The following is a 21276-nucleotide window of genomic DNA, read 5'->3' as shown; positions in this document are numbered from 1 at the left end:
AGGTAGCAAATGCATTTATATTCAAAAAAAACAGTCTCACAGATGCTCGGCGCGGCGAGCCTCCTCGGTTTGTCGATTGCAGTAGGCGCGAATGAGTACAGCTTTCAGTACGCAGTAGAAGCTGGATATGAGACGGATGATAATACTCGAATGACTCCGGACAATAAGTTGGATATTTCCGGTGCTCGAGTTTCGCTGCCTGCAACATTAGCGACTCGCACAGAGCGCCTTACAGCGGAGCTGGATGGTGAGTTGGTTTTTTCCAGGTTTGATGAAGACGCGTACGATAGTGATGATCAGGACTTGCAAGGCAAGGTGAATTATTTGCTCGAGCGCGGAGAAATCGAAGGGCGAGCGGGGTATAAGCGCGATACAAGCCGCACAGGAGAGTTCGAGGATACAGGTCTTGTAGGGTTAAAGGCTAATCGCCGAGAAACGGCAACGCTTGGTGGATCTGGTGATTACCTGATTACGACGCGTAACGGGGTGACAGGAGGCTTGGACTACCAAAGTGTGGATTACGATACGATCCTCTTAAATGATTATTCGTTTCTGAGAGCAAACGGCGGATGGTTGCACCAGCTTTCTGAGCGTAATCGAATTCGCTTGGAGGGTTATTGGAGTCAGTTTGAAGATGACAGTGATCCTCGCTTTAGCGCTGATGAGGCCGAAACCTTGGGTGCTTGGCTAGGTTTTGACTCAAGCTTGACAGAGCAAGTCAAAGGGTCGATTTCGGCCGGATGGGCAAGTGTGGAAACCAGCTTTCCTGACGAACTGGGTCTTGATGATGAAGAGTACGATACTTTTCTTCTGCGAGGAGATCTAACTTATTCCGATGAAAGGTCACAGTGGAAAATTCGCCTGAGCAGTGAGCCGGCTGGAAGCGGGGCCGGAAATGTAGTCGAGGAGTATAGGGGGTCTTTGGATTACCAGCTCAAATGGACTGAGCGAAGCAAAATCAAGGCTTTTGTTCTTATGGGTAGGCGCGAGTCTTTTCGAGATGAAATTGATGCTACTCGAGACTATGCAAGACTACGTTTGTTAGTGGATTATCGTTTTGCTGAGTCCTGGTATATTGCAGGGAGTTACCAGTATTCCTATCAAGATCAAACCCAGCTTCTTCAGAGCGGCAGTGCTGACTCCAACGCATTTTATCTAAGTATCGCCTACCAACCCACAAAAAACGTTTGGTCCCGATAGTTGAGTTGATTCAAAAATCATGGATACGCAGTTTAGTAAATTCAATTCGTTAGGAGATTTCCTAAGGGCGTTTAGGCGTCGAAAGATTTGGTTCCTGCTTCCAGCGGTGCTTATCTTTTCGATCGCGGTTATCTTCGCGCTTGTGCTTCCGGCGAGATTTGAGTCACAGGGTGTTATTTCGATTGAAGAGCAAGCAGTATCGCAGGACTTGGTCCGGTCAACAGTTACGAGCTATGCCGCTCAGCAGGTCCAGGTCATAAGCCAACGCGTACTGGCCTGGGAAAACGTCGAGGGGTTGATTAAAGAATATAGGTTATATAAGCATAAAGATGGATCGGATGCCGATGTGACACCTCTAGAAGTCAGGGAGTTCAGGGATAACGTTGCCGTCGAGTTGGTCAGCGCCGATGTTGTTGACCCAAGAAGCGGAAGGCCCACCCAGGCAACCATTGCATTCACAGTAGCTTTCACCGATGAGGATCCTGTTCAGGCCCGGGATGTCGCTACTGAGCTAGTGGAACTCTTCCTGCAGGAGGATCAGCAAGATCGCTCTGAACAGGCTGCAAGCACAGAGCAATTCTTGAGCTCCGAGGCCAACCGATTGAAAGATGAATTGGTGGAGTTGGAGAAGAGGATATCCCGGTTTAAAGAAGAAAATGAAGGAAGTATGCCGGGGCGTGACAGCTTCAACCTGACAACATTGCAGTCAGCCCAGAAGGAATTTAGCGATTTGGATAACCGCATCCAAGCACTTTCTAAACGGCGGATTGAAATAGCGGGGAAAATGTCCCAGATAAACCCCACTGCGCCGACAATGTTGGCTTCAGGTGACTTGGTTATGAGCGCTACTGATCGGCTCAAGGCCCTACAGACAGAGTATAGAAAGAAGGAAGCGGTGTACCTGGAGAATCACCCGGACCTAATAAGGCTTAAACGTGAAATAGCCGGCTTGCAGGCCGAAACCGGCCTGGGCTCAGATGTTAATGACCTGCAGAGACAACTGCAGGAGCAGGAGCAGGTGGTGGCTGGGTTAGAGAGTCGTTATCGGGATGACCACCACGAGTTGATACATGCACGAAGGGTGTTAGAGCAGATTCGTGAAAGCGCTCGAAAAGCAGAAAAAGAATCTTGGGGGACAGCTACCCCTGTGGCGGATAACCCGGCTTACGTGCTGCTACAGACCCAACTTGAAACGATAAATTCGGACCTTTTGTCTATGCGTAACAGGCAGAAGGAGTTGGAGCAGAAGATCAATCTTTACGAGGAGTTGCTCAAACGGGCGCCTGAGGTGGAGCGGGAGTATCAGTCGATGTTGCGCGACCACAAGACTGCAAACGCGGAGTTCGCGGATATCCGTGCCAAACGTCGCGACGCCCTTTTGGCCAAGAGCCTGGAGCAGGAACAGAAAGGAGAGCGCTTTGAATTGATCCAATCTCCTTTGCTTCCGTCGTCCCCGGTGAGCCCTCATAGACCAGCGATTGTCTTTCTTGGTTTTATTCTAGGGGTTGGGATTGGTGCTGGACTGTCAATCCTCAGAGAAATCACTGATAGCACTGTACATGGCCTAAATCAACTCGCTGAGTTGATTGGAGAAGCGCCCCTGGTTGCCATCCCTTACATAAGTAACGATATAGAAAAAAGCCAGCAGCGGCAAAAGGCCGTAGTCTTGATAGGAGGAGTAATTCTGCTTGTAGTGGCTATGTACTTTACCATTAGTTCATTGGTCAAGGTCTAAAGACTTTTTCTAAAAGCGACTAGAAGTGTTTGATTGAGGAAGGAGGGGTATGGATTATCTGCAGGAAGCAATCGAGAGGGCGCGACAGAAGCGCGAGGGCGTAATTGGCAGAACGCCGCCGCCGGGTACACGTACAACTCGAACAGTAGATAGGCAGCACGAGAGTCGTGATCCTGGGTTGCGTGCCGGTGGAAGTGCGCTTGGCGCGATCAGAGGTAATGGTGCTAGCTTGGCCGTTCCGACACGGCAGGTAGTGTATTCTCAGACCCGAGTTGTTGAGCCGGACCAACAAGTTTTGGCGAATAACCGAATCATTGCATGGGATATCGATGACCCCCGGGTGGAGGCCTATCGGCAGCTTCGTAGCCAGGTCTTAAGTGCAATGAAGCGAAACGGCTGGAAAACTCTCCTAATTACTGGCCCGAGAGAAGACGTTGGTAAGTCGCTGACCGCCGTTAACCTGGCATTGTGCATTTCTCACGAAATGAACCAGACCGTCATGCTGGTAGACCTTGATTTTCGTGAGCCTAGTGTATGTCCGACTTTGGGGATTGAGCCGGAAAAGGGAATCGTAGATTATCTCGTGGACCACGAACCGCTGGAAAATATTCTAATTAATCCCGGCTACCCCCGCTTTGTTGTAGTGCCATGTTTGCCACGTGGGCAGCACGCCTCAGAATTTCTAAATATGCCAGAGATGGACGAATTTCTGGCGGATGTAAGAAACCGTTATGCAGACCGCATTGTTATCTTCGATGCGCCACCGTTGTTGAGAAATGACGATGCCATGGTGTTTGCACCCAAGGTGGATGCCTGCCTAATGATTGTAGAAGATGGGGGATCAGACCCGGCTGATATTAAGCGCTCATTGCAGTTGCTGGAAGGGGTGCAGTTGATCGGCACTGTCTTGAATAAGGCTCGCTGAGAAGGAGAGAGAACTAGAGCATGTATACGGAATATTTTGGCCTTGATGATAAGCCCTTCTCTCTTATACCAGATGCGGATTCGGTGTACTTTTCCAGCGTGCACAGAGAAGCATACAATATGTTGGAGTTCGGTCTGCTCGAGCAGGTTGGGATCACTGTCATTACTGGAGAGGTAGGAGCTGGTAAAACCACGCTTCTCCGGCACTTGTTAAGCAGAACCAATTATGACGAAATTACCCTGGGGTTAGTGAGTACGCCTCACCGTGCATACGGCACTTTGCTGCAGTGGATTATCAACGCTTTTCGGATCGACACTGATAGTAACGAGGAATTTGCGCTGCTGCAGAAGTTGCAGGACTTTCTTGTAGACCAGAGCGCAGAAGGCAAGCGCACACTTGTCATAGTTGATGAAGCGCAGAATATGACAAAGGATGACCTTGAGTCTTTGCGTCTGTTGGTAAACATCAATGCCGACAAAATGCAGTTGTTGCAGGTTATACTGATTGGGCAACCCGAGTTGTTGGAGATGTTTTTTGATCCGGCCATGTCTCAGCTCGCCCAGCGTGTCTCTGCAGAGTATAGGCTGGACCCTTTGAATCTACTGGAGACAATGAGCTACGTTCGTTTCCGTTTAGAGCACGTGGGTGGATCAGAGAATCTTTTTGATACCTCTGCGTTGATGGCGATCTATTACTACAGCGGAGGGATTCCTCGTATTATCAATACGCTTTGCGACGGATCGTTAGTCGCCGCTTATGGCCAAGGACGTAAACAAGTACCATTGGATATTGTGCTAAGCGTGGTCAAGGCCAAACAAATTGGTGGTGTACACAGAAGGGGGATTGGATCCGACCCCGAGAGGGAGTCAGTAAGAGAAGAGCTGAAAGTGAAAAGCTCTATAGATCTGTTGGATATAATTGGTTAGCTGCCAATATGCCAATTACATTTCCTTTTGCCTGAAAAGCAACAGCCATATGCAAGTCCAATTTGTATTCACATTCATAATCGCGCTTTTGTCTTCGTTGGCTTTGATTCCTCTGCTGATTAGGCATTCCAGCCGGTTAGGTTTGGTGGATGACCCCACCGGTAATGCTAGAAAAATCCACGCTGAAACCATGCCGCGAAGCGGCGGTATCGCTATAGTCGCAGCGACCTCAATCGCTTTATTGGTTGCACTTCCTTTCAACTCGCAAGTGGTTAGTTATGTCTTGGCTAGCCTGATTATCGTTGTATTTGGTCTGTTAGACGACATGCTCGAGCTATCACCAAAGCAGAAAATTGGCGGGCAAGCACTTGGTGTAATGGTGGCGATGGCAGGTGGGATGGTCCTCACTGACTTTCCCTTGTTTTCCGATGCGCCGGCTTGGATCGCTTACTCAATAACATTCATTTTTGTTTTAGGTGTGATTAACGGTGTAAATTTTTCTGACGGCATGGATGGTCTTGCTGCGGGCACTACACTGATAGCTTTGGGTCTAATATTTGTACTTGCGCAGGAAGCATCTGCGCCAATTATTATTGGAATAACTCTAGCCGTAGGTGCCGCGTTACTTGGTTTTTTGCGCTTCAATACCCATCCAGCAAGAATATTTATGGGAGATTCCGGTAGTCAGTTCTTGGGCTTTACTCTGGCTTGGTTGGCGATCACTCTGACTCAATCGGAGTCGAGCAGTGTGAGTACGTTGTTGCCCTTGTTGATACTCGGTATTCCTGTGATGGACATATTTCAGGTAGTGCCCGTAAGGATCCACAAAAAGTTGCCGCTCCCAGGGCCAGACAGAGAGCATTTTCACCACCAAGTCGCAAAGCTAGGGTTCTACAACCATGAAGTTGTCGCAATTGTGTATATATTGCAGTCACTTCTTTTGATAAGCGCATACCTGTTGCGTGCCAACGACGATTGGTATGTATTGGTTTTTTATTGTTCATTCTTGGTAATTGTCTTGGGCGCTTTGGTCACGGCGAATATAGTCGGGTGGCGTTTTCATGATGAGGCAATAACATATGAGAAGCGCAGGAACCGATTTTTCCGAAAGCTTGGGGAATACCACTCGTACACCGGGTTATTCTTTAGTTCCGCCATCTCGCTAGTTCTTATAGGCTCTGCACTTTTTGCAACTCAAATTTCAGACCGGCTACTAGGCGCTGCATGTATCTGTGCAGGCTTTCTCTGGCTATTCAAGTTAACGCACTGGCAAACGACGTCTCTGGTATTTGCAAGAGCCGCTTCTTATCCCGCTTGCGTTTTGCTTATCTACAGTGCCACCGTTTCAATTCAAGGCGAAAAGTTTAATTGGCTCATAGATTTCTTATTCGCCGTCTTCGTTTTGTTGTTACTTGTTTCCATAAGGATTACGCGCAAGCAGTACTTTGGCTTGACGAATCAAGATCTTTTGGTGGCGCTATTTCTTGTGTGCGTCGCGCCTTTGCTGTTGATTGAGTACGGGCAAGGGTTAGAAGTTGTAAGGCTATTGTTTCGCACGAGTGTAATGCTATATGCGGCAGAATACGCTCTCGCTCGAGGTGATAGCCCAATGAAAAGGCTTACGCTAGGGTCCTTAATTGCGCTATCAGTGTTGGCAGTTCACTTTTAAACTCACTTCCGATTCCGATAAAAGGGTTTTACGTCGGGTATCGCAGGCTGTTTTCTCTATGCAAGGAGCCTACCTTTGAAAAATTGTGCGGAAGTATGATAACTATGGTCCTTCAGTGAACCATCGAAAAACTATAGGGTTTCTTACTCTTACTGATCCCGACAACCGTAGAGCCTGGTCCGGTACTCATTACTATATGCGCGAAGCACTTGAGCGCCAGTATGGTGACGTGATCAACTTGGGTCCTGTGGAAACTCGCTTGTCCATTCTAGGCAAGTTGTTCAATAGGTTGTCGCTCTTTTTCTTTGGAAAAAATTATGACTATACACGTGCTCGCTGGTATGCAAAGCGTGTCAGCAGGATAGCCAGCAAAAAACTGAAAACAGCGAGCCCCGACTTTTTGGTTGCTGCAGCTGCATCACCCGCTTTGGCGTATCTGGAAAATATCGGTGTGCCTGTGGTGTTTGTATCGGACACCACGTTTACCGCGGTAACCGGGTACTATGAGGCCTTTTCTAATACCCTGAGAAGGTCAATCTGCGCAGGGGAAAAGTTAGAAGCCCTAGCTCTAAATAGATCCGATATAGTTACGTTCCCTTCACAATGGGCTGCGAGTTCGGCTGTTAATGACTACGGAATTTCTCCGAGAAAAGTTCATGTCATTCCTTTTGGTGCCAACATAGATAACGTTCCTTCCTCTAAAATTGCGATCTCCCGAGAACAGTCGGGTGAATGTAGATTGCTTTTCTTGGGCGTCGACTGGAAAAGGAAAGGAGGAGATATCGCATACGAAGCTTTACTCAGTCTCGAAAAAAATCACAATATTCTCGCTCACCTAATTGTATGTGGTTGTGACGTTCCTGAAAAGTTTACTCATGAGCGAGTACATTCCGTGGGTTTTTTAGATAAACGTATTGATGAGGAAGCAAATAGGCTGGAGCAACTTTTCGTAACGTCCGATTATTTGCTGTTACCTACAAGGGGAGAGTGCTTCGGAGTTGTTTTCTGTGAGGCTAGCTCCTATGGAATTCCTAGTATTTCGACAGAAACTGGGGGAGTGCCCGGTGTGATTCTAGACGATGTTAACGGATACTTGTTACCCCTATCTGCTAGGGGGGAGGAATACGCACGCATCATAGCTAAGCTTGAACACGATCAATCAGGCTACAGAGATCTTTGCCTCAGAGCCCGCACTGACTATGAGTCTCGAACTAATTGGGATCAGTGGGCAATTCGTGTCGGTCAGCTGGTAAACGACCTGGAAGCACAGAAATGAATTTACGAGAGAGAACCGCAGCGGGTTTGTTTTGGTCGATATTTCAAATCGGTTTTCGTAGGTTTTCATCTCTACTGGTCTTTCTAATTCTTGCGCGACTATTGGCACCAGAGGATTTCGGGTTGGTAGCGTTGGGCAGCGCGTTTATTGCCTTCGCAGAGTTTTTCAACCGACTTGGGTTTGGTGAAGCGATTGTGCAGCGTGAAGAGCTTGAACCTGCACACCTTGACACGGCATTTTGGGTAATGGTCGGCGTGGGCACATCGCTGACATTATTTCTCATGTTTGCGGCACCCGCGATTGCACTTTGGTACGAAAGCGCAGATTTAGTTCTAGTTCTGCGTTGCCTGTCAATGAGTGTTTTTCTCTATTCTTTGATTCGAGTGCAGGAGTCAATACTAATAAGAGATCTTCAATTCAAAGTTTTGGCCATTCGTTCAACCGTGGCTACCTTATCGGGCGCTGCTGTGGGAATAACCATGGCGATATCTGGTATGGGTGTTTGGGCTCTAGTGGCGCAACAACTTGTTCAGGCGGTGGTGTCTCTTTTCGTTATATGGACTTATAGTGATTGGCGTCCCGGATTGCACGTATCTGTGAAACACTTCAAAGATTTGTTCGACTTCGGATCTAAAGTGCTAGGAATTCAATTCATGCACGTTCTTAATCAACATTCCGATCGGTTAGTAATAGGATATGTACTAGGGCCTATCGCCCTAGGGTACTACACCATAGCTCGAAGGCTTGTGGAGATCTTAGAGATGATTCTTAGCAAGCCTTTTGTAAATGTTCTCTTTCCAACCTTTTCTCGCATACAGATGGATAGAGATAAGCTTTACTCCTCATACCTTAAATGCACTCGCCTTGTTGCTTTGGCGTTCTTTCCTTCATTTATCTTTCTTGCAATCGCGGGTGCCGAGATAACCCAGTTGGTGTTTGGAGATCAATGGGAGCCTGTATCGATAGTTGTTCAGCTTTTGGCTCTGAGCGCGCTGGTCAGCCTTATTACGATGTTCAACGATCCGGTTTATCGTGCAATAGGTAAACCGCGACTGGCTTTGAATGTGTCGATTCTTCAGACTATTTCGGGATTAGTCTTGTTAGTTGTTGCAGTTCCTTTCGGGCTGGAGGCTTTGGCATTGGCTGCACTATTGCGTTCTATGCTCGTGCTTCCCTATACCACTCACATTATGAAATCGGTTTTGGATCTAGATGTGCGCGAATTCGTTCGCCAGTTTTTTTCGCCACTTATGGGTTGCCTGGCAATGGCTGTTCTTCTTTTCTTCTGGGAAGCCGTAAGAGGTTATCTGGTAACTGATTTGATTGGCCTATTTCTTCTTACAGTGGCAGCGGGTATCAGTTACTTTGTTGTTGTCCTGATACTGGATAGAAGTTTGTTCATTGAAGCTTGTGGTACCGCCAAGATGGTTTTGTCCCGCGGAAACTAGCGAGGCCAGGGTATATGTGACGAGTATATAGAGTAGCGTTCGCTATAGTGATTCGTTAACTAATGACACTTGGATACTCTTGCTATTGCTTTATAAGTTATCTGTAATAGAGAACCCAAGGAAATGGCTGGAAATTGATTTGATTTATGAGAGTTAGGACGGAAGATCATTTCGGCGCATGCAAGAATTTGTACCCGATACCTAATTTATCTAGTTTATTGCCTGAAAAAACTGACTTGCATAATGGGGGCTGTTCGCACATAGCCTTTGTATCAAGAAAGGGTGCTTTAGTTGGACAATTTTTGTAAGGTGCGAGTGTTTAAGAATAGGGATTTATAGAGTAACGGCTTCATGGGGAAATCTGTAGATATTTTAGCGCTACGTAAACTGAAGTTTAACCGTAGTCCATTTAGCAAAATTTTAGTGGTTAATTTTGACGAAATCTTCGTCGCTAGTTGATGAGAGCGGCAGAGTTGTGATGTTCGAAATCATTCAGAGGTTACGCTTGGCTTGATATTTCTTTTAGTTGTTTTCTTCTTTGCTAATCAACTTTTATGGTTACTGCCTGAGTTTCCAGGGAAACCTACGGATGTGGGACTGCTGTTAATTTTCGCTGGCATTTTTTATCAGTACGTAATTCGCAGGCAGTCTTTCTCCATTTTTTCATCACCCTTCAGTTGGCTTTTTTTCGCTTACTTGTTTTTGGTGTTAATACAAGCGCCACTCGCTTCAATCAACTTCAATCAATCCGTATTGAATGGGCTCGTTGCTGTGAGGCAGCAGTTCTACTACTTGAGTTTCTTTCTTTTCATTTCGGTATTGAAGACGCCGTCCGATGTATTCAAGTTCATGAAGATCCTCACAATTCTGTCAGTTATCGCTTTGATACTGGCTGCCATCGATACTTTTGGTCCAAATATTGTTCGAAATCAGTTCGATATGGGGGACGGGGTCAGTAAAATAAGGAGTTCAATCGCTGTGCCCACCGTTCCGGCGTTAAACCTAATAAGCGTAATATTTTTGTGGCAAGTTTCGATATGGTCTTTCGCGACCGATAAGTCGACGCGTTTCTGGGGTAGATTTCTGACCGTTTTTCTCGCGGGTGCTCATGTTTGGCAGCAAGGCCGTTGGCGATTACTCTCAATAGTCGTCGCTGCACTTTCAATGTTGGTCTTAAAGCGCCGGATTAAACTGCTATTTTCACTAGTTTTAGTGGGCATTACTGCAGTTGTGATTGCAGAATATCGAATGGAAACAAATATTTTTCTCAATCCGTTCATTTCTGGAATGGAAACGGTGAAAGAGCAGAAAGGGTCTGCGGCAGCGAGAATGCGTCAACTTGAAGTCGATCTGGAAATTTTTGAAAAGTACCCATACGTAGGCGGTGGAACATTGGCTATTCGTGTTAATGAAAGTGATTTCTCTTATAGGCGTAAAGAGGAAATTTCTCGAAAAGCTGATTTGGGTTACACTCATCTCCTGAAGCATTTAGGTATTCTTGGAATTGTTTGGTTGGTCTTTTTCTATATATTGCTATGGGTTTATACAATCCTTGGTAGTAAAAATCTTCCACCCGAGCACCAGTCAATAACAGCGTTTGGCTATTCATACCTGGTATATTTTATCGTCTCTTTTGTTATGGAAAATCATTTGATGTTTCCTCACTCTATAATTCTTGTCTGCCTAGTCGCAGCAATACTGTCAGTTGCTTCTGGGGAGTTTAATGGGAATGGCGAGGCAAATAGTAATTCAACTAAAAGCGGACTGGAATAATACCTCAAATGGCTGAACTCTCGGTAATTGTAGTGAACTGGAATACTAGCGAGTTGCTCAAAAACTGCTTGGAATCAATTTATTCAAATCTGGATAAAAAGCTGCGTATCGAAATCGTCGTTGTAGATAATGCGTCTTCAGATGATAGCGTTGCTATGGTTAAGGCTTGCTTTCCGAGAGTCAAGTTGATTGAAAATAATCAGAATGTAGGCTTTGCAAGAGCTAATAATCAGGCCGTCGGAGTAGCCACAGGGAAATACTTGCTTTTGTTGAATAGTGACACAATAGTGCTTGACGACGGTGCATTGGAAGTTCTTGGTTTTATGGAGGAGAATCCGGAAGTTGGGATTGTGACGGCGAAGCTACAGTATGAAGACGGAGAGTTTCAACCACCCTATCGTCGTTTTCCAGGTTTTTGGGGGACTTTCTGGAGAAATACTTTTCGCAGAATTCGTAGTACAAATTCGGCTGGCCAAAAGCGATTCCTGTATAGTGATTTAGATCCTGAAAGTGTTCATGAAGTTGACTGGGGAACAGGCGCTTACTTGTACGTATCCCGCTCTTTGGTCACAGGTGGAAAGATTTTCAACGAAGATATTTTCATGTACTACGAGGATACTATCCTGTGTAAAAGAGCAGGAGAAGAAGGATTTAGGGTGATGTACCTTCCGTTTGCTCCTGTTATTCACTTAAGAGATCGAAGTGCAAGCAAAGTAAAACTTCATTCACTAAAATATAGTTTTCAAGGCAGCATTATTTATATCCGGCATATTTATGGCCCCGTAGTATCCGCTGTATACCGATATGCTGTGCGTGTTGTTTGGAGGATGCTGTACTTGGCTTGCCGCCTTGTGCCAAGCTCTCGATTTAGTACCAAAGCGCAACTTTTTCGCTACATGATAAATGAGTGTACCTTCAAGTGAAGGTGCTTCATGTTATCTGGCATTTGGATCAAGGGGGGGCTCAGACATACTTGTTCAACTTACTTAGTGAGCAGGTAGCAGACCCAGATTTGGAGCCTTGTTTGGTAGTGCTATCAAGCCCGGGAGCACTTTCTGACAAGTTTGAAAAATTGTTAGAAGTAGAGTACCTAGGGATGAAAGGCGGATTCAGTGTCGTACGTTCTTTCGGAATACACAGAACAGTAAAAAAATTTAGACCTCGGCTAGTTCATTCCCATTCGAACAATCTATTGTTTAATTCCGCTCTTCATTTCGTTCGCCTCCCCGTTGTGTATACAGATCATGGAGGGGGCTTGCTCGGTGGTAGGAAGCAGGACTATATCTTATATAGATATCTTTACAGGACGATTAACAGATGGATTAGTATTTCTGGGATGATGGCTGAACTTATGCAAAACGCAAACCCATCAGTAAGCCTGGAAATAGACCTTGTATACAATGGAGTCGATGTAAACCAGATAGTCTCGACGAAAGAGTACTGTGGCGATGATCTCGATAGCCGAATACTGAATGCAAAGTATAGAGTCGGGATTATCGGCCGCTTGGAGCATCAGAAAGGTGTTGATTTATTTCTCAAAACTGCTGCATCTATATCAGAGAAGGTCGATGACGTTGTTTTCATAGTCATCGGTGATGGCGACTTGCGAGACGAATTGGAGAGCCTCGCTGTAAGGTTGGGTATACAGGACCGGACATTTTTTTTAGGCTTTCGCTCTGACGCATTGAGCCTACTTAAGTTGTTCAGCGTTTTTTTGTTTACTTCAAATTTTGAACCTTTTGGTCTGGTGATTACTGAAGCGATGGCGGCGAGGGTTCCCGTTGTGGCAGTCCATACGGCCGGAGCTGTGCCCGAAATTCTGGAAGATCATGAAGACGGCTTTATCGTGAACACGAGGAATCCTGATCAGGTGGCTCAAGCTGTTGTGACCGTTCTTGGAGATCCCGCGACCTGTCACCGTATCACCGAAAAAGCCGCTTTCAAAGTGCAAAGAGAATTCTCAATAAAGTCAAACGCACAAGGTGTAAAAGAAGTCTATTATCGATCAATATAAAGAGCAATCAGGGTGTTCTGTTGATTTTGGCATGGCAGCTAATTGTAGTTCAGCGCATGCAGCGTAAGAATACAAATAGGAGAGGGATGTCGACGTCCCTATTTGCGCTGATGGTATCAAAGCCGTGATTGTGTTCTTAACGTATGCGAGTAGATTCGCGTTTTCCATGAGGTCATAGATGAGATTCGAAAGTATCGAGCGTGCTGCTGGAATCAGATTTAGAATTATCTTGAATCAATTGGGGCTACGCGATAAAAAGTTTTTCGCAATTGGGTTCAATAAGTCTGGAACGACATCTTTGGATGCATTGTTTCAGTCTATGGGTTTGCCCTCAAACCACGGTACGGAGTGGCGAACATGTAATGATATGAACTTGCTTAGGAAATACGATTGTTTTAGTGATGGGGTGCCTGATGATTTGCCCAAACTCGACCAGTCTTTTCCTGGAAGCAAGTATATTTTGCAGGTCCGAAGTTTGCAAAGTTGGGTCTATAGTAGACTGGGTCACATTCAGCGGGAAAAAGAAACCGGTAGGTATAAGGCAAGTGATTATTGGGATGATTCCCAAAGTGCGGTAAAGCAGTGGATAGAGCATCGCAACCAACATCACTTGTTTGTCATGAAGTATTTCGCCGATCGGAAAGACGACTATCTGATTGTTAACTTTACACGAGATATGCAGGCCGCGAGAAAAGTCTGTCAGTTTATGGAACGTCGTGGCGTTGATGAAATGCCAAAAGAGAACGTTGGATCGAGAAGGACCCCGCCGCCTGAGCACAGGGATCTATTTGCAAAGTGTGTATATGAGTTGGGTTTAACGGACGCAGAGCTGGAATTCGATATTTACTGTCCATCGCTGGTATCTGACCCCGATTTTCTCAAGTTTCCTGAAGATACTAGCTTGATTAGCTGATCAATAGAGCTAGCCACATATGCCAATGCCTGTTTTCAGAGGAAAGGTGAATAAACAATGAAGCTACCGAATTTGTTCTGGGGCTTTCTAGCCATGCTGAATTGCGTACTTAGCGCGATGATAGTAGTGCCTCTGTTGGTCTTTTCCTCAATGGCCCTGTCGAAGGATTACTATGTCCACGCGGATATCGGCGACAATGCCAGCAGCGGCCGATCTTCGAATGCAGCCTTTGCTGACCTGGAATATGCGATGATGAAACTGGACCCAGGTGACACACTCTTTGTCCGAGCTGGAGTTTATAAAAAGTTTCCGCTACTGAGCTCAGAAAAGTATCAGAGTGGCACCTCAACTAACCCCATTCGTGTTCGATCTTATGCTGGCGAACTTCCAGTTATCAGCGATAACTCCGATTTACGCATAGCGGACGTAAGTTGGTGGGTTTTTGAGAAGTTGACTTTTCAATCTGCGGGAACAGTGAAGCTTGGCGGAACTGAATCTGGTAAATGTCTGACCTATGTCAGCAATATCGCCTTTCGCAAAAATCGCTTTCAACACTCCAGCAATGCAGGTATAAAAATCCAATGCGGGCGTCGCATTGCAATAGAAGATAACTTTTTTGACAACTTACGCAGCCGAAAAATTGGGCGGGATTTACATGCAATCACAGCGGAAATATCGACTGACGAAATTCTAATATCGGGTAATTTATTCAGAGATATTGGTGCAGATGGTATCCAGTTGGCCGGTACAGTGGGTAAGACCTCAATTGTCTCAAACGTTTTTGAAGTGCAGAGGCCTTATTATTATCGGGACGAAAATGGAGAAGATCATTCGATAACTCATCATAATTTTGGGAATGTTGGTGAAAACGCTATCGACATCAAGTCGGGCCCGGGGCCGATTCTGATTGAAAAAAACAAGTGTTTTGGTTTCCGGCCTAGTGTTGCGGGGCAGGATGTATCAGGAAGCAATGGCGTTGCCATTGTGATTCACAATAATGCATCAAACATCACATTGAGAAGAAACTATTTTGAAGACAACGTTGATCATTTGCGAATATTGAAAGGTGCGGGTTCAAGCAGCGAACATCCTAGGCGTAGTGTACGGGTTAACAATAATATTTTCGCGGATACGGCATACTACGGCGAACGAAAGCCATCTTCATTGTATCTAGAGGGTATTAGCGACGTCAGAATCTACAACAACACTTTTTATAATAGAGAAGGCAGTGGTAAGCGAATTCTACGTTTGAGAAACCTCAGTGATATTGAAATTAGTAATAATATATTCCATAACGGTGAAGTAGAGGTACAGAAAAGCCATGTACTAGAAATCCTTGCAGACCATAATGCATGGTCGGATATCGCTGGAAGTATCAATGAATCTTTGAAGGGAAGTAACGATTTGAACGTGTTCACGCCACAAATCGATGAAACTAGTTGGACCCCTTTACTGGGGAGTTCCTTGATTGATGCGGGAAAGCCGGTTGGTCTTGACGATGACTTTTATGGTAACGCAATCAATGGAAGCGGGCCCGACATCGGAGCAGTTGAATACGGCAGGTAATCGCTACGACCAATAAGCACTCCAAAAACGTACAATGTACTCGTAGAATATAGTTTCTATTTCGCTCTGGAAAAACGAGACTTTTCCTAATCAGGTAGAAACGAGCATTCCTTTCTGGTTAACCTGAAAAGTTAGTTAACTTGCAGTATAGGCACACTATGGAGGGACAGCCTACTACCTCTTTCTTTTACGCCCACCTTTTTCAGTTACACTTACCTTCTTATTGGCAAGACAAACTAGATATGTATAGTGGTAGCTGACTTTGCTTAGCTAGAGCTAGCAATCAGCTTTATACGACCAAAAAATGGAGCAATACGTGACAAGCGTACATCTTTCCGGATATCAAAGACGAGATTTTGAAGTCTCCGACTATGAAATGTACACGTTAGACGATACAGGCCTCTCTTTTAGAGGTCCGCCTATTAAAGAAGTTAAAGATGGAAATTATTTTGTATGCCTGGGAGCCGCTCAGACCTTTGGGTGTTTCTGTGAAAAACCGTATCCGCAATTGCTTTCTTCCAGATTGAATCTTCCGGTACTAAATTTGGGTTACGGAGGCGCCGGCCCGGAGTTTTTTCTAAAGCAGGAGCAACTTCACGAATACATTAATCGTAGCAAATTTGTGGTTGTTCAAGTGATGTCCGGGCGTAGCCAGAGCAATTCATATTATGAGTGCGGTGGTCTTGAGTATGTGACCATAAGGAGCAACGGGCGAAAAATGGGGGCTCGGCAAGCTTTTAACGAACTTTTTAATTCAACTCCGCTTGGACAGTTTGGTGATAACCGACTTGTTCGAAAGATAGCCAGGCTAAAAAATAGATCACAAGTAAAAAGTCTTGTAAATGAGATTCGTGAAACGTGGGTAAATAACTATATTAGTTTACTTGAGCGCTGTTCTGTGCCTGTAGTTTTTTTCTGGTTTTCAAAGAGGGAAGCGCAGTATGCAGAAAGTTACTCAAGCTTAGGGGGACTCTTCGGTGAGTATCCGCAGTTAGTAAACCAGGAGATGTTGGATCAGGTAATAAGCCGTGGACCTAAATTCGTAAAATGTGTATCTAGACGAGGTGACCCACAGCCGCTTTTCAGTAGATTTACTGGTGAGCCAGTGACAGTAAACCCTGAAACCGATCGCTTTGACCTTGCCTCGCAGGAGTGGACCCACAATATCTATTATCCTACACCAGAGATGCACGAGGACGCTGCCGAAACTTTGTTTGATACGTGTAAATCGATAGTGTGATATTGCGTTTCGAGGTATTCGTGTAGCTGCCAAATTGGGCTTCATATGTAATAGTGTCATTACCGAGGGAAACTGGCGAACTGATTACTAGGCGACTTTGCGGTAGCACCGTGTCAGCCAATGGCGTTGCCAGGATCTCTCCAGGTTTCAATTACTTTCCTGGCATCTTCCAAGCTAGCGAACCAATGCAAGTCGAGACAGTAATCGCTGGGAAAATTGACGCCGATTGAGTTCAGAGATCGGCACTGAGAAGCCGGAAACTTCCAGATTTAGCCGGTCCAGTTTTGGGGAGAGGCTCACCCGGCTTGATTAGACCACGTACAACTATGTCACACTAGGTTGTGGCAAAGTGCTTGATATAAAGGAGTTCGTACACATCCACGACTCTTCCGTAAAACTTTGGTAAAGAGAATTCTTTCGCCAGCGAATGACTAAATGCGCCAAAGCTTGTCAATCGCGATCGATCAGTTTGAAAATACTTCAGTGACTCCTTGAATGCTTCAATCTCGCCAGGGCGGTGGAGGAATCCGTTCTTGGAATTGATTACTATGTCTGGTATCCCGGCAATATCCGTTGAGACTACAGGAATACCGTGCCCTAAGCTCTCCAGTATTACCATCGGCATACCTTCGTTATAAGAAGGCAGGAAGAGAACGTCGGTCTGCTTGTAGAGCTCCGCCTTCTTCTCTCCAGAAACCCAGCCGACAAAGTTGACATTTTTTTCCAATTCCAGATTCGCTATAGTTGTACGAATATAGTCTTCGAGGTCGCCTTTGCCAGCAATTGAGAGGCGAAACTTAGTATTGTCATCACTTAGCCTTTTGGCCGTTAGTAGTAAGTCTTCTATCCCTTTTGAGGGTATGAAGAAACCCATATACAAGATTTTTAACTCGCCTGTTCCTTCAAACTGATTTGGTTGATAGATGTGCTCAATCGGGTTATGAACCACAACAATATTAGTCAGTTGAAATTCCTGTTCTAGCTTTCTTTTCCAGTCATTACATAGCGCGATTACAACGTCCGAATTTTTAAGTATCCAATTGATGTACTTTCTTTTGAATTTTGGTGCATTAAGAAAAAATTCATCGAACTTACTTGAGTGCAAGTGAAGAATCACTGGCAATCTGAATAATTTGGCTATTAACCAAAAAACAGACTTCCTGTAGAAGCTAGCTCCGTATGAACTATGAATATGGACAATTATTCTTCGAGTCGTCACGACTTTATAAAGAAACTTAAAAAGTGCGAAAAATACCAGAACATAATTATCAAGTTTAGAACCATCTTTGTAATGGCTGGTTTTCAAAAGATATATGTCGAAATTCCGAGGAGTCTCACTAGCATGCTGCTTACAAAATGCTTTGACTACCGATGCAATGCCTCCATTAGATGTGAGGTCCGCACCAACCACTGCAGCAGTGTAACGTAAGTTCATAGTGTCATTGGGCCTCGTAGTAGTGTGTTCGACAAGATGCTTGCTATATAGAAAAGTCGCTCAGGCAGACCACTTCACCTCGCCTCAAAGATTCTGTTGAGGCTAGTGTGGCCAGAGTGGTGTCGAAGAGACAATCTATTGAAATTGGCATCTGGCTGCCTGCTTTGATCGCTGAAACAACCTCAAGAAGTTCGTTTTTCTGGCCTTTGTCTATCGACCTCGCCTTAATTTTATTGCACTTGTCGCCACTGTAGATCTTCATTGATTCAAAATTGTGGAGTTGAATGGACGTACCCCCACAGAAAACTTCTAGCGACTCCTTAGGGACTTTTTTGTTTCCCTGTGTTAAATAAAGCAGATTGCCTATTGACCCATCCTCGTATTGAACGGTCACGACCAGATTGTCTAGATCGTCTTTAGATATATTGGGCGGACGCAAGCATCGCGCAAATACGCTAAGCGGCCGGGAATTTGTAAGAAAAGCAAAAACATCGAAGAAGTGGCCCGCTTCACCTTCGAACCGGCTCCCGTGCTCATCGGATTTAAGGTACCAAGAACCTTCTTCAAGTTGCCCGGCATGCACCCGGTAATTCATCACCATCGGTAAGTTGATCTCTGAAAGACTGTCTTTCACTTTACGCATAAGAGGGGAAAACCGCCTATTAAATCCAACCATTAGTCTCGGGTTAGCAGATGACCTGACTGCATCATCGACAGACGCCAGCCCCTCTAGGTCTATCGCCAGTGGTTTCTCCACGTATACAGCTTTATTGGCCTTAATAGCAGCTGAGACCATCAGCGCATGAGATTGATGACGGGTTGTGATGATCGCAGCATCTGCTTCGCCTAAAAGAGCATCTTCGAAGCTTGTACTGCTCCTTGAGAAACCAAATTTATTCATGGCATTCATCGCGGAGAGGCTTGTTGCTGTTACTACCTCGTGAAGAATAACATTTGGGTTTTTCGCCAAATGAGGCAGCAGCATACTGGAAGCATAATTGCCTGCCCCTATCGCTATAACCTTAACCTTGTCTCCAATGGAGTCTAAGCTTGAGTTCAGTGCACTACGATTTGGAGAGCTTTGAAAAGCATCAATATCATCATTGTGACGAAAGGCAATTGCTATGTCCTTTCTCTCTCCTTCGCCAATTGATTTCAAAACTCTTTCGGCGTCGTCAAAAGGCTCGACAGAACCGATCAATGGCCTCATATCAAGTGATCCTTTCTCCATAAGCCTTAGAACTGACTGCATGTTTCGACGCTCTGTCCATCTAACGTAACCTACTGGATAGTCGATACCTCCCTCCTCATAGTTGCTATCGTACCTCCCTGGCCCGTAGGACCTAGCGAATCGAACATCTAACTCCTTTTCGTAATAGTCATTCCACGGTAAGTCGAGCTTGGTCTTTCCAATGTCTACTAGTCTACCTCTATCACGGGCTAGCTTGTGGGCGATCTCGACGGGGCCATTGGAACTTCCCCCCGCGGCTATGAAAGTGCAATCAATTCCCAATCCGTCCGTTAGTGTTTGAGATTTCTGCATTAACCTTTCGTCTTGGGGTTGTAACGCACAAAATGCACCATTCAACTCGGCGAGTTCGCAACGTTCTTGGACAAGGTCTATACCGATAACATTGATACCCGAAGCAGTGAGTATTTGCACTAATATCTGTCCAATGAGTCCAAGGCCAATAACACAGGCGGTTTCGCCAAGCTGCATTTCGGACTGACGAAAACCCTGCATGGCAATTGAACAAATAGTAGTGAATGCAGCATCCTCCATACGCACCCCTTTCGGAACTGGCACGACCAGATTTTTTGGAACGAAATTAATCTCTGCGTGATTGGCATACCCCACACCAGCACAGGCCACTCGTTGACCTACCTGAAACTCTTCGGCTCCTTTCCCTACTTCAAGTACCGTTCCTGAAATTGAATACCCTAGGGGTGTTAGGGAGTCGAGCTTGTTCATTACTTTTTCATAAGTACTCTTCAAACCCTGTTGTTGGACTGATTCAATAACTTTCTTTACTTGATCAGGGCGTGCACGCGCTTTGCCCAGCATAGACATGCCACCCTCTCTAATCTTCATCCCTTCGGTGCCCATGGAAATTGCACTAAAATGGGTCTGCACTAAAATTCCACCACTCTTCAACTTGGGAGTATTCACAGTCTCCAGATTAATGGTGCCATTTTTGTAGTTCTGGCTGATTTGTCGCATCGATCAATGACCTTCTAGTTTGCGAGTAGTTAGAAATAATAGACGGTCAGATGATACTGGATATAGGCGGTAAGCGGTTAGTGACCAACATCACTTTTCTGTTATTTAGGCTAGTAACTAATGGCGTTCCCCAGAGTCGAAATTTTCGCCGGCTGTTCCTGGTAAGACCGAGCGCTTACGGTAGTGAGTTCGGGAAATTGCCACTGGCCACTAGATAAAATATGAGCGAATCCACAGATTAGTTCGCATATTAGTAAAAGGCTGAGGTTGAAGCCCTTGCTCTTTTCGGGCGAAACAGAGTCTCAGGTACGAAAAGTTATCATTCACCTGTCTAATAAAAGAACAGCGCAGAAGACCCATGAACGGCAGAACTTTATAGCGTGGCTTCCCGGATTCGAGTCCTCTACCGCTTCTATGGTTCGTTGACTCAAATAATCTAGAAGAGGTCACCAATGATCATACCTCTTGTCTCTATCTTGTGATCCTATGCCGCCTCACGAAGCACATTGTAGATAATTCTTGGTATAGCTCACCACCTCACTAATTAGCGAATCAAACACCCGGGCCATTCGAGCTTGAAGCAGCCAAAGCAACTGGGCCAGCGCAATTCACGTCCCAAATACAGAAAACGTCAAATATGTCGCGCAATTGCGACAGTCTCAGCCTTCAAGGAGTGGCGATCCATACAAATCCTGGAAATTCTGTCGCCAAATTGCAACAACATATGCCCACCCTGTGAAAGCAACTTGCTCTTTCAAGGTGCGGTGTGAATGCACCTGATTGAATATCATGGATATAAATAAATCTGGCACGATATATGCTTATGTGTTCGGCGAAGTTTACAACATCGCAACGCTAACTCTAGCTTTAACGTAGGAATCTAATGAACAAACTGATGAAAACGAGCGGTTTTTCTCGCGCTATTGCCTCAATTG

The 21276-nt window shown here is 45.4% G+C and carries 15 protein-coding genes; 13 read left to right on the top strand and 2 right to left on the bottom strand.

What is annotated here, in order from left to right; translation table 11 throughout:
* The first annotated feature begins 9 nt into the window (after nt 1–9).
* From C0039_RS18710 to C0039_RS18650, 13 genes are all read left to right on the top strand, one after another.
* The gene (locus tag C0039_RS18710) at nt 10–1200 is read left to right on the top strand and encodes a hypothetical protein (protein WP_101518955.1); all 1191 of its coding nucleotides are present in this window, start codon (nt 10–12) and stop codon (nt 1198–1200) included.
* A 19-nt stretch (nt 1201–1219) separates the two neighbouring features.
* Nucleotides 1220–2935 carry a GumC family protein gene (locus C0039_RS18705; RefSeq protein WP_101518954.1) on the top strand — a complete coding sequence of 572 codons (1716 nt, stop codon included), beginning with the start codon at nt 1220–1222 and terminating at the stop codon, nt 2933–2935.
* 49 nt (nt 2936–2984) lie between these two features.
* A complete protein-coding gene (locus tag C0039_RS18700; protein ID WP_101518953.1) occupies nt 2985–3860 on the top strand; it encodes a CpsD/CapB family tyrosine-protein kinase in 876 nt (291 codons plus the stop codon).
* Between the two features lie 20 nt (nt 3861–3880).
* Nucleotides 3881–4786, top strand: a complete 906-nt coding sequence (locus C0039_RS18695) for an ExeA family protein (RefSeq protein ID WP_101518952.1) — start codon at nt 3881–3883, stop codon at nt 4784–4786.
* Nucleotides 4787–4931: 145 nt separating this feature from the next.
* Complete coding sequence (locus C0039_RS18690) at nt 4932–6455, top strand: MraY family glycosyltransferase (RefSeq protein WP_165787190.1); 1524 nt, start codon at nt 4932–4934, stop codon at nt 6453–6455.
* Nucleotides 6456–6651: 196 nt separating this feature from the next.
* Entirely contained in the window at nt 6652–7731 is a 1080-nt protein-coding gene (locus tag C0039_RS18685; RefSeq protein ID WP_101518950.1) for a glycosyltransferase family 4 protein, read from the top strand.
* Nucleotides 7728–9179 (top strand): lipopolysaccharide biosynthesis protein, encoded by a 1452-nt coding sequence (locus C0039_RS18680; protein WP_101518949.1) that lies wholly within the window; start codon nt 7728–7730, stop codon nt 9177–9179. Before C0039_RS18685 ends, C0039_RS18680 begins: the two co-directional genes overlap by 4 nt.
* Before the next feature lie 510 nt (nt 9180–9689).
* Nucleotides 9690–10952 (top strand): O-antigen ligase family protein, encoded by a 1263-nt coding sequence (locus C0039_RS18675; RefSeq protein WP_133126050.1) that lies wholly within the window; start codon nt 9690–9692, stop codon nt 10950–10952.
* An 8-nt stretch (nt 10953–10960) separates the two neighbouring features.
* Entirely contained in the window at nt 10961–11875 is a 915-nt protein-coding gene (locus C0039_RS18670) for a glycosyltransferase family 2 protein (protein WP_101518947.1), read from the top strand.
* A complete protein-coding gene (locus C0039_RS18665; RefSeq protein WP_101518946.1) occupies nt 11860–12966 on the top strand; it encodes a glycosyltransferase family 4 protein in 1107 nt (368 codons plus the stop codon). Before C0039_RS18670 ends, C0039_RS18665 begins: the two co-directional genes overlap by 16 nt.
* Before the next feature lie 178 nt (nt 12967–13144).
* On the top strand, nt 13145–13879 hold the full coding sequence (locus C0039_RS18660; RefSeq protein WP_101518945.1) for a hypothetical protein: 735 nt from the start codon (nt 13145–13147) through the stop codon (nt 13877–13879).
* Between the two features lie 57 nt (nt 13880–13936).
* Nucleotides 13937–15445 carry a right-handed parallel beta-helix repeat-containing protein gene (locus C0039_RS18655; RefSeq protein ID WP_101518944.1) on the top strand — a complete coding sequence of 503 codons (1509 nt, stop codon included), beginning with the start codon at nt 13937–13939 and terminating at the stop codon, nt 15443–15445.
* A 316-nt stretch (nt 15446–15761) separates the two neighbouring features.
* Nucleotides 15762–16685 carry a DUF6473 family protein gene (locus C0039_RS18650; RefSeq protein ID WP_207796487.1) on the top strand — a complete coding sequence of 308 codons (924 nt, stop codon included), beginning with the start codon at nt 15762–15764 and terminating at the stop codon, nt 16683–16685.
* Between the two features lie 334 nt (nt 16686–17019).
* Here C0039_RS18650 and C0039_RS18645 read toward each other — a convergent pair whose 3' ends face one another.
* Complete coding sequence (locus C0039_RS18645) at nt 17020–18120, bottom strand: glycosyltransferase family 4 protein (RefSeq protein WP_101518942.1); 1101 nt, start codon at nt 18118–18120, stop codon at nt 17020–17022.
* A 43-nt stretch (nt 18121–18163) separates the two neighbouring features.
* The gene (locus C0039_RS18640; RefSeq protein WP_101518941.1) at nt 18164–20341 is read right to left on the bottom strand and encodes a bi-domain-containing oxidoreductase; all 2178 of its coding nucleotides are present in this window, start codon (nt 20339–20341) and stop codon (nt 18164–18166) included.
* Nucleotides 20342–21276: the final 935 nt, after the last annotated feature.

This window comes from Pseudohalioglobus lutimaris, assembly GCF_002866825.1.
Lineage (GTDB): Bacteria > Pseudomonadota > Gammaproteobacteria > Pseudomonadales > Halieaceae > Halioglobus > Halioglobus lutimaris.
This window is presented reverse-complemented; position numbering and strand designations above follow the sequence as displayed.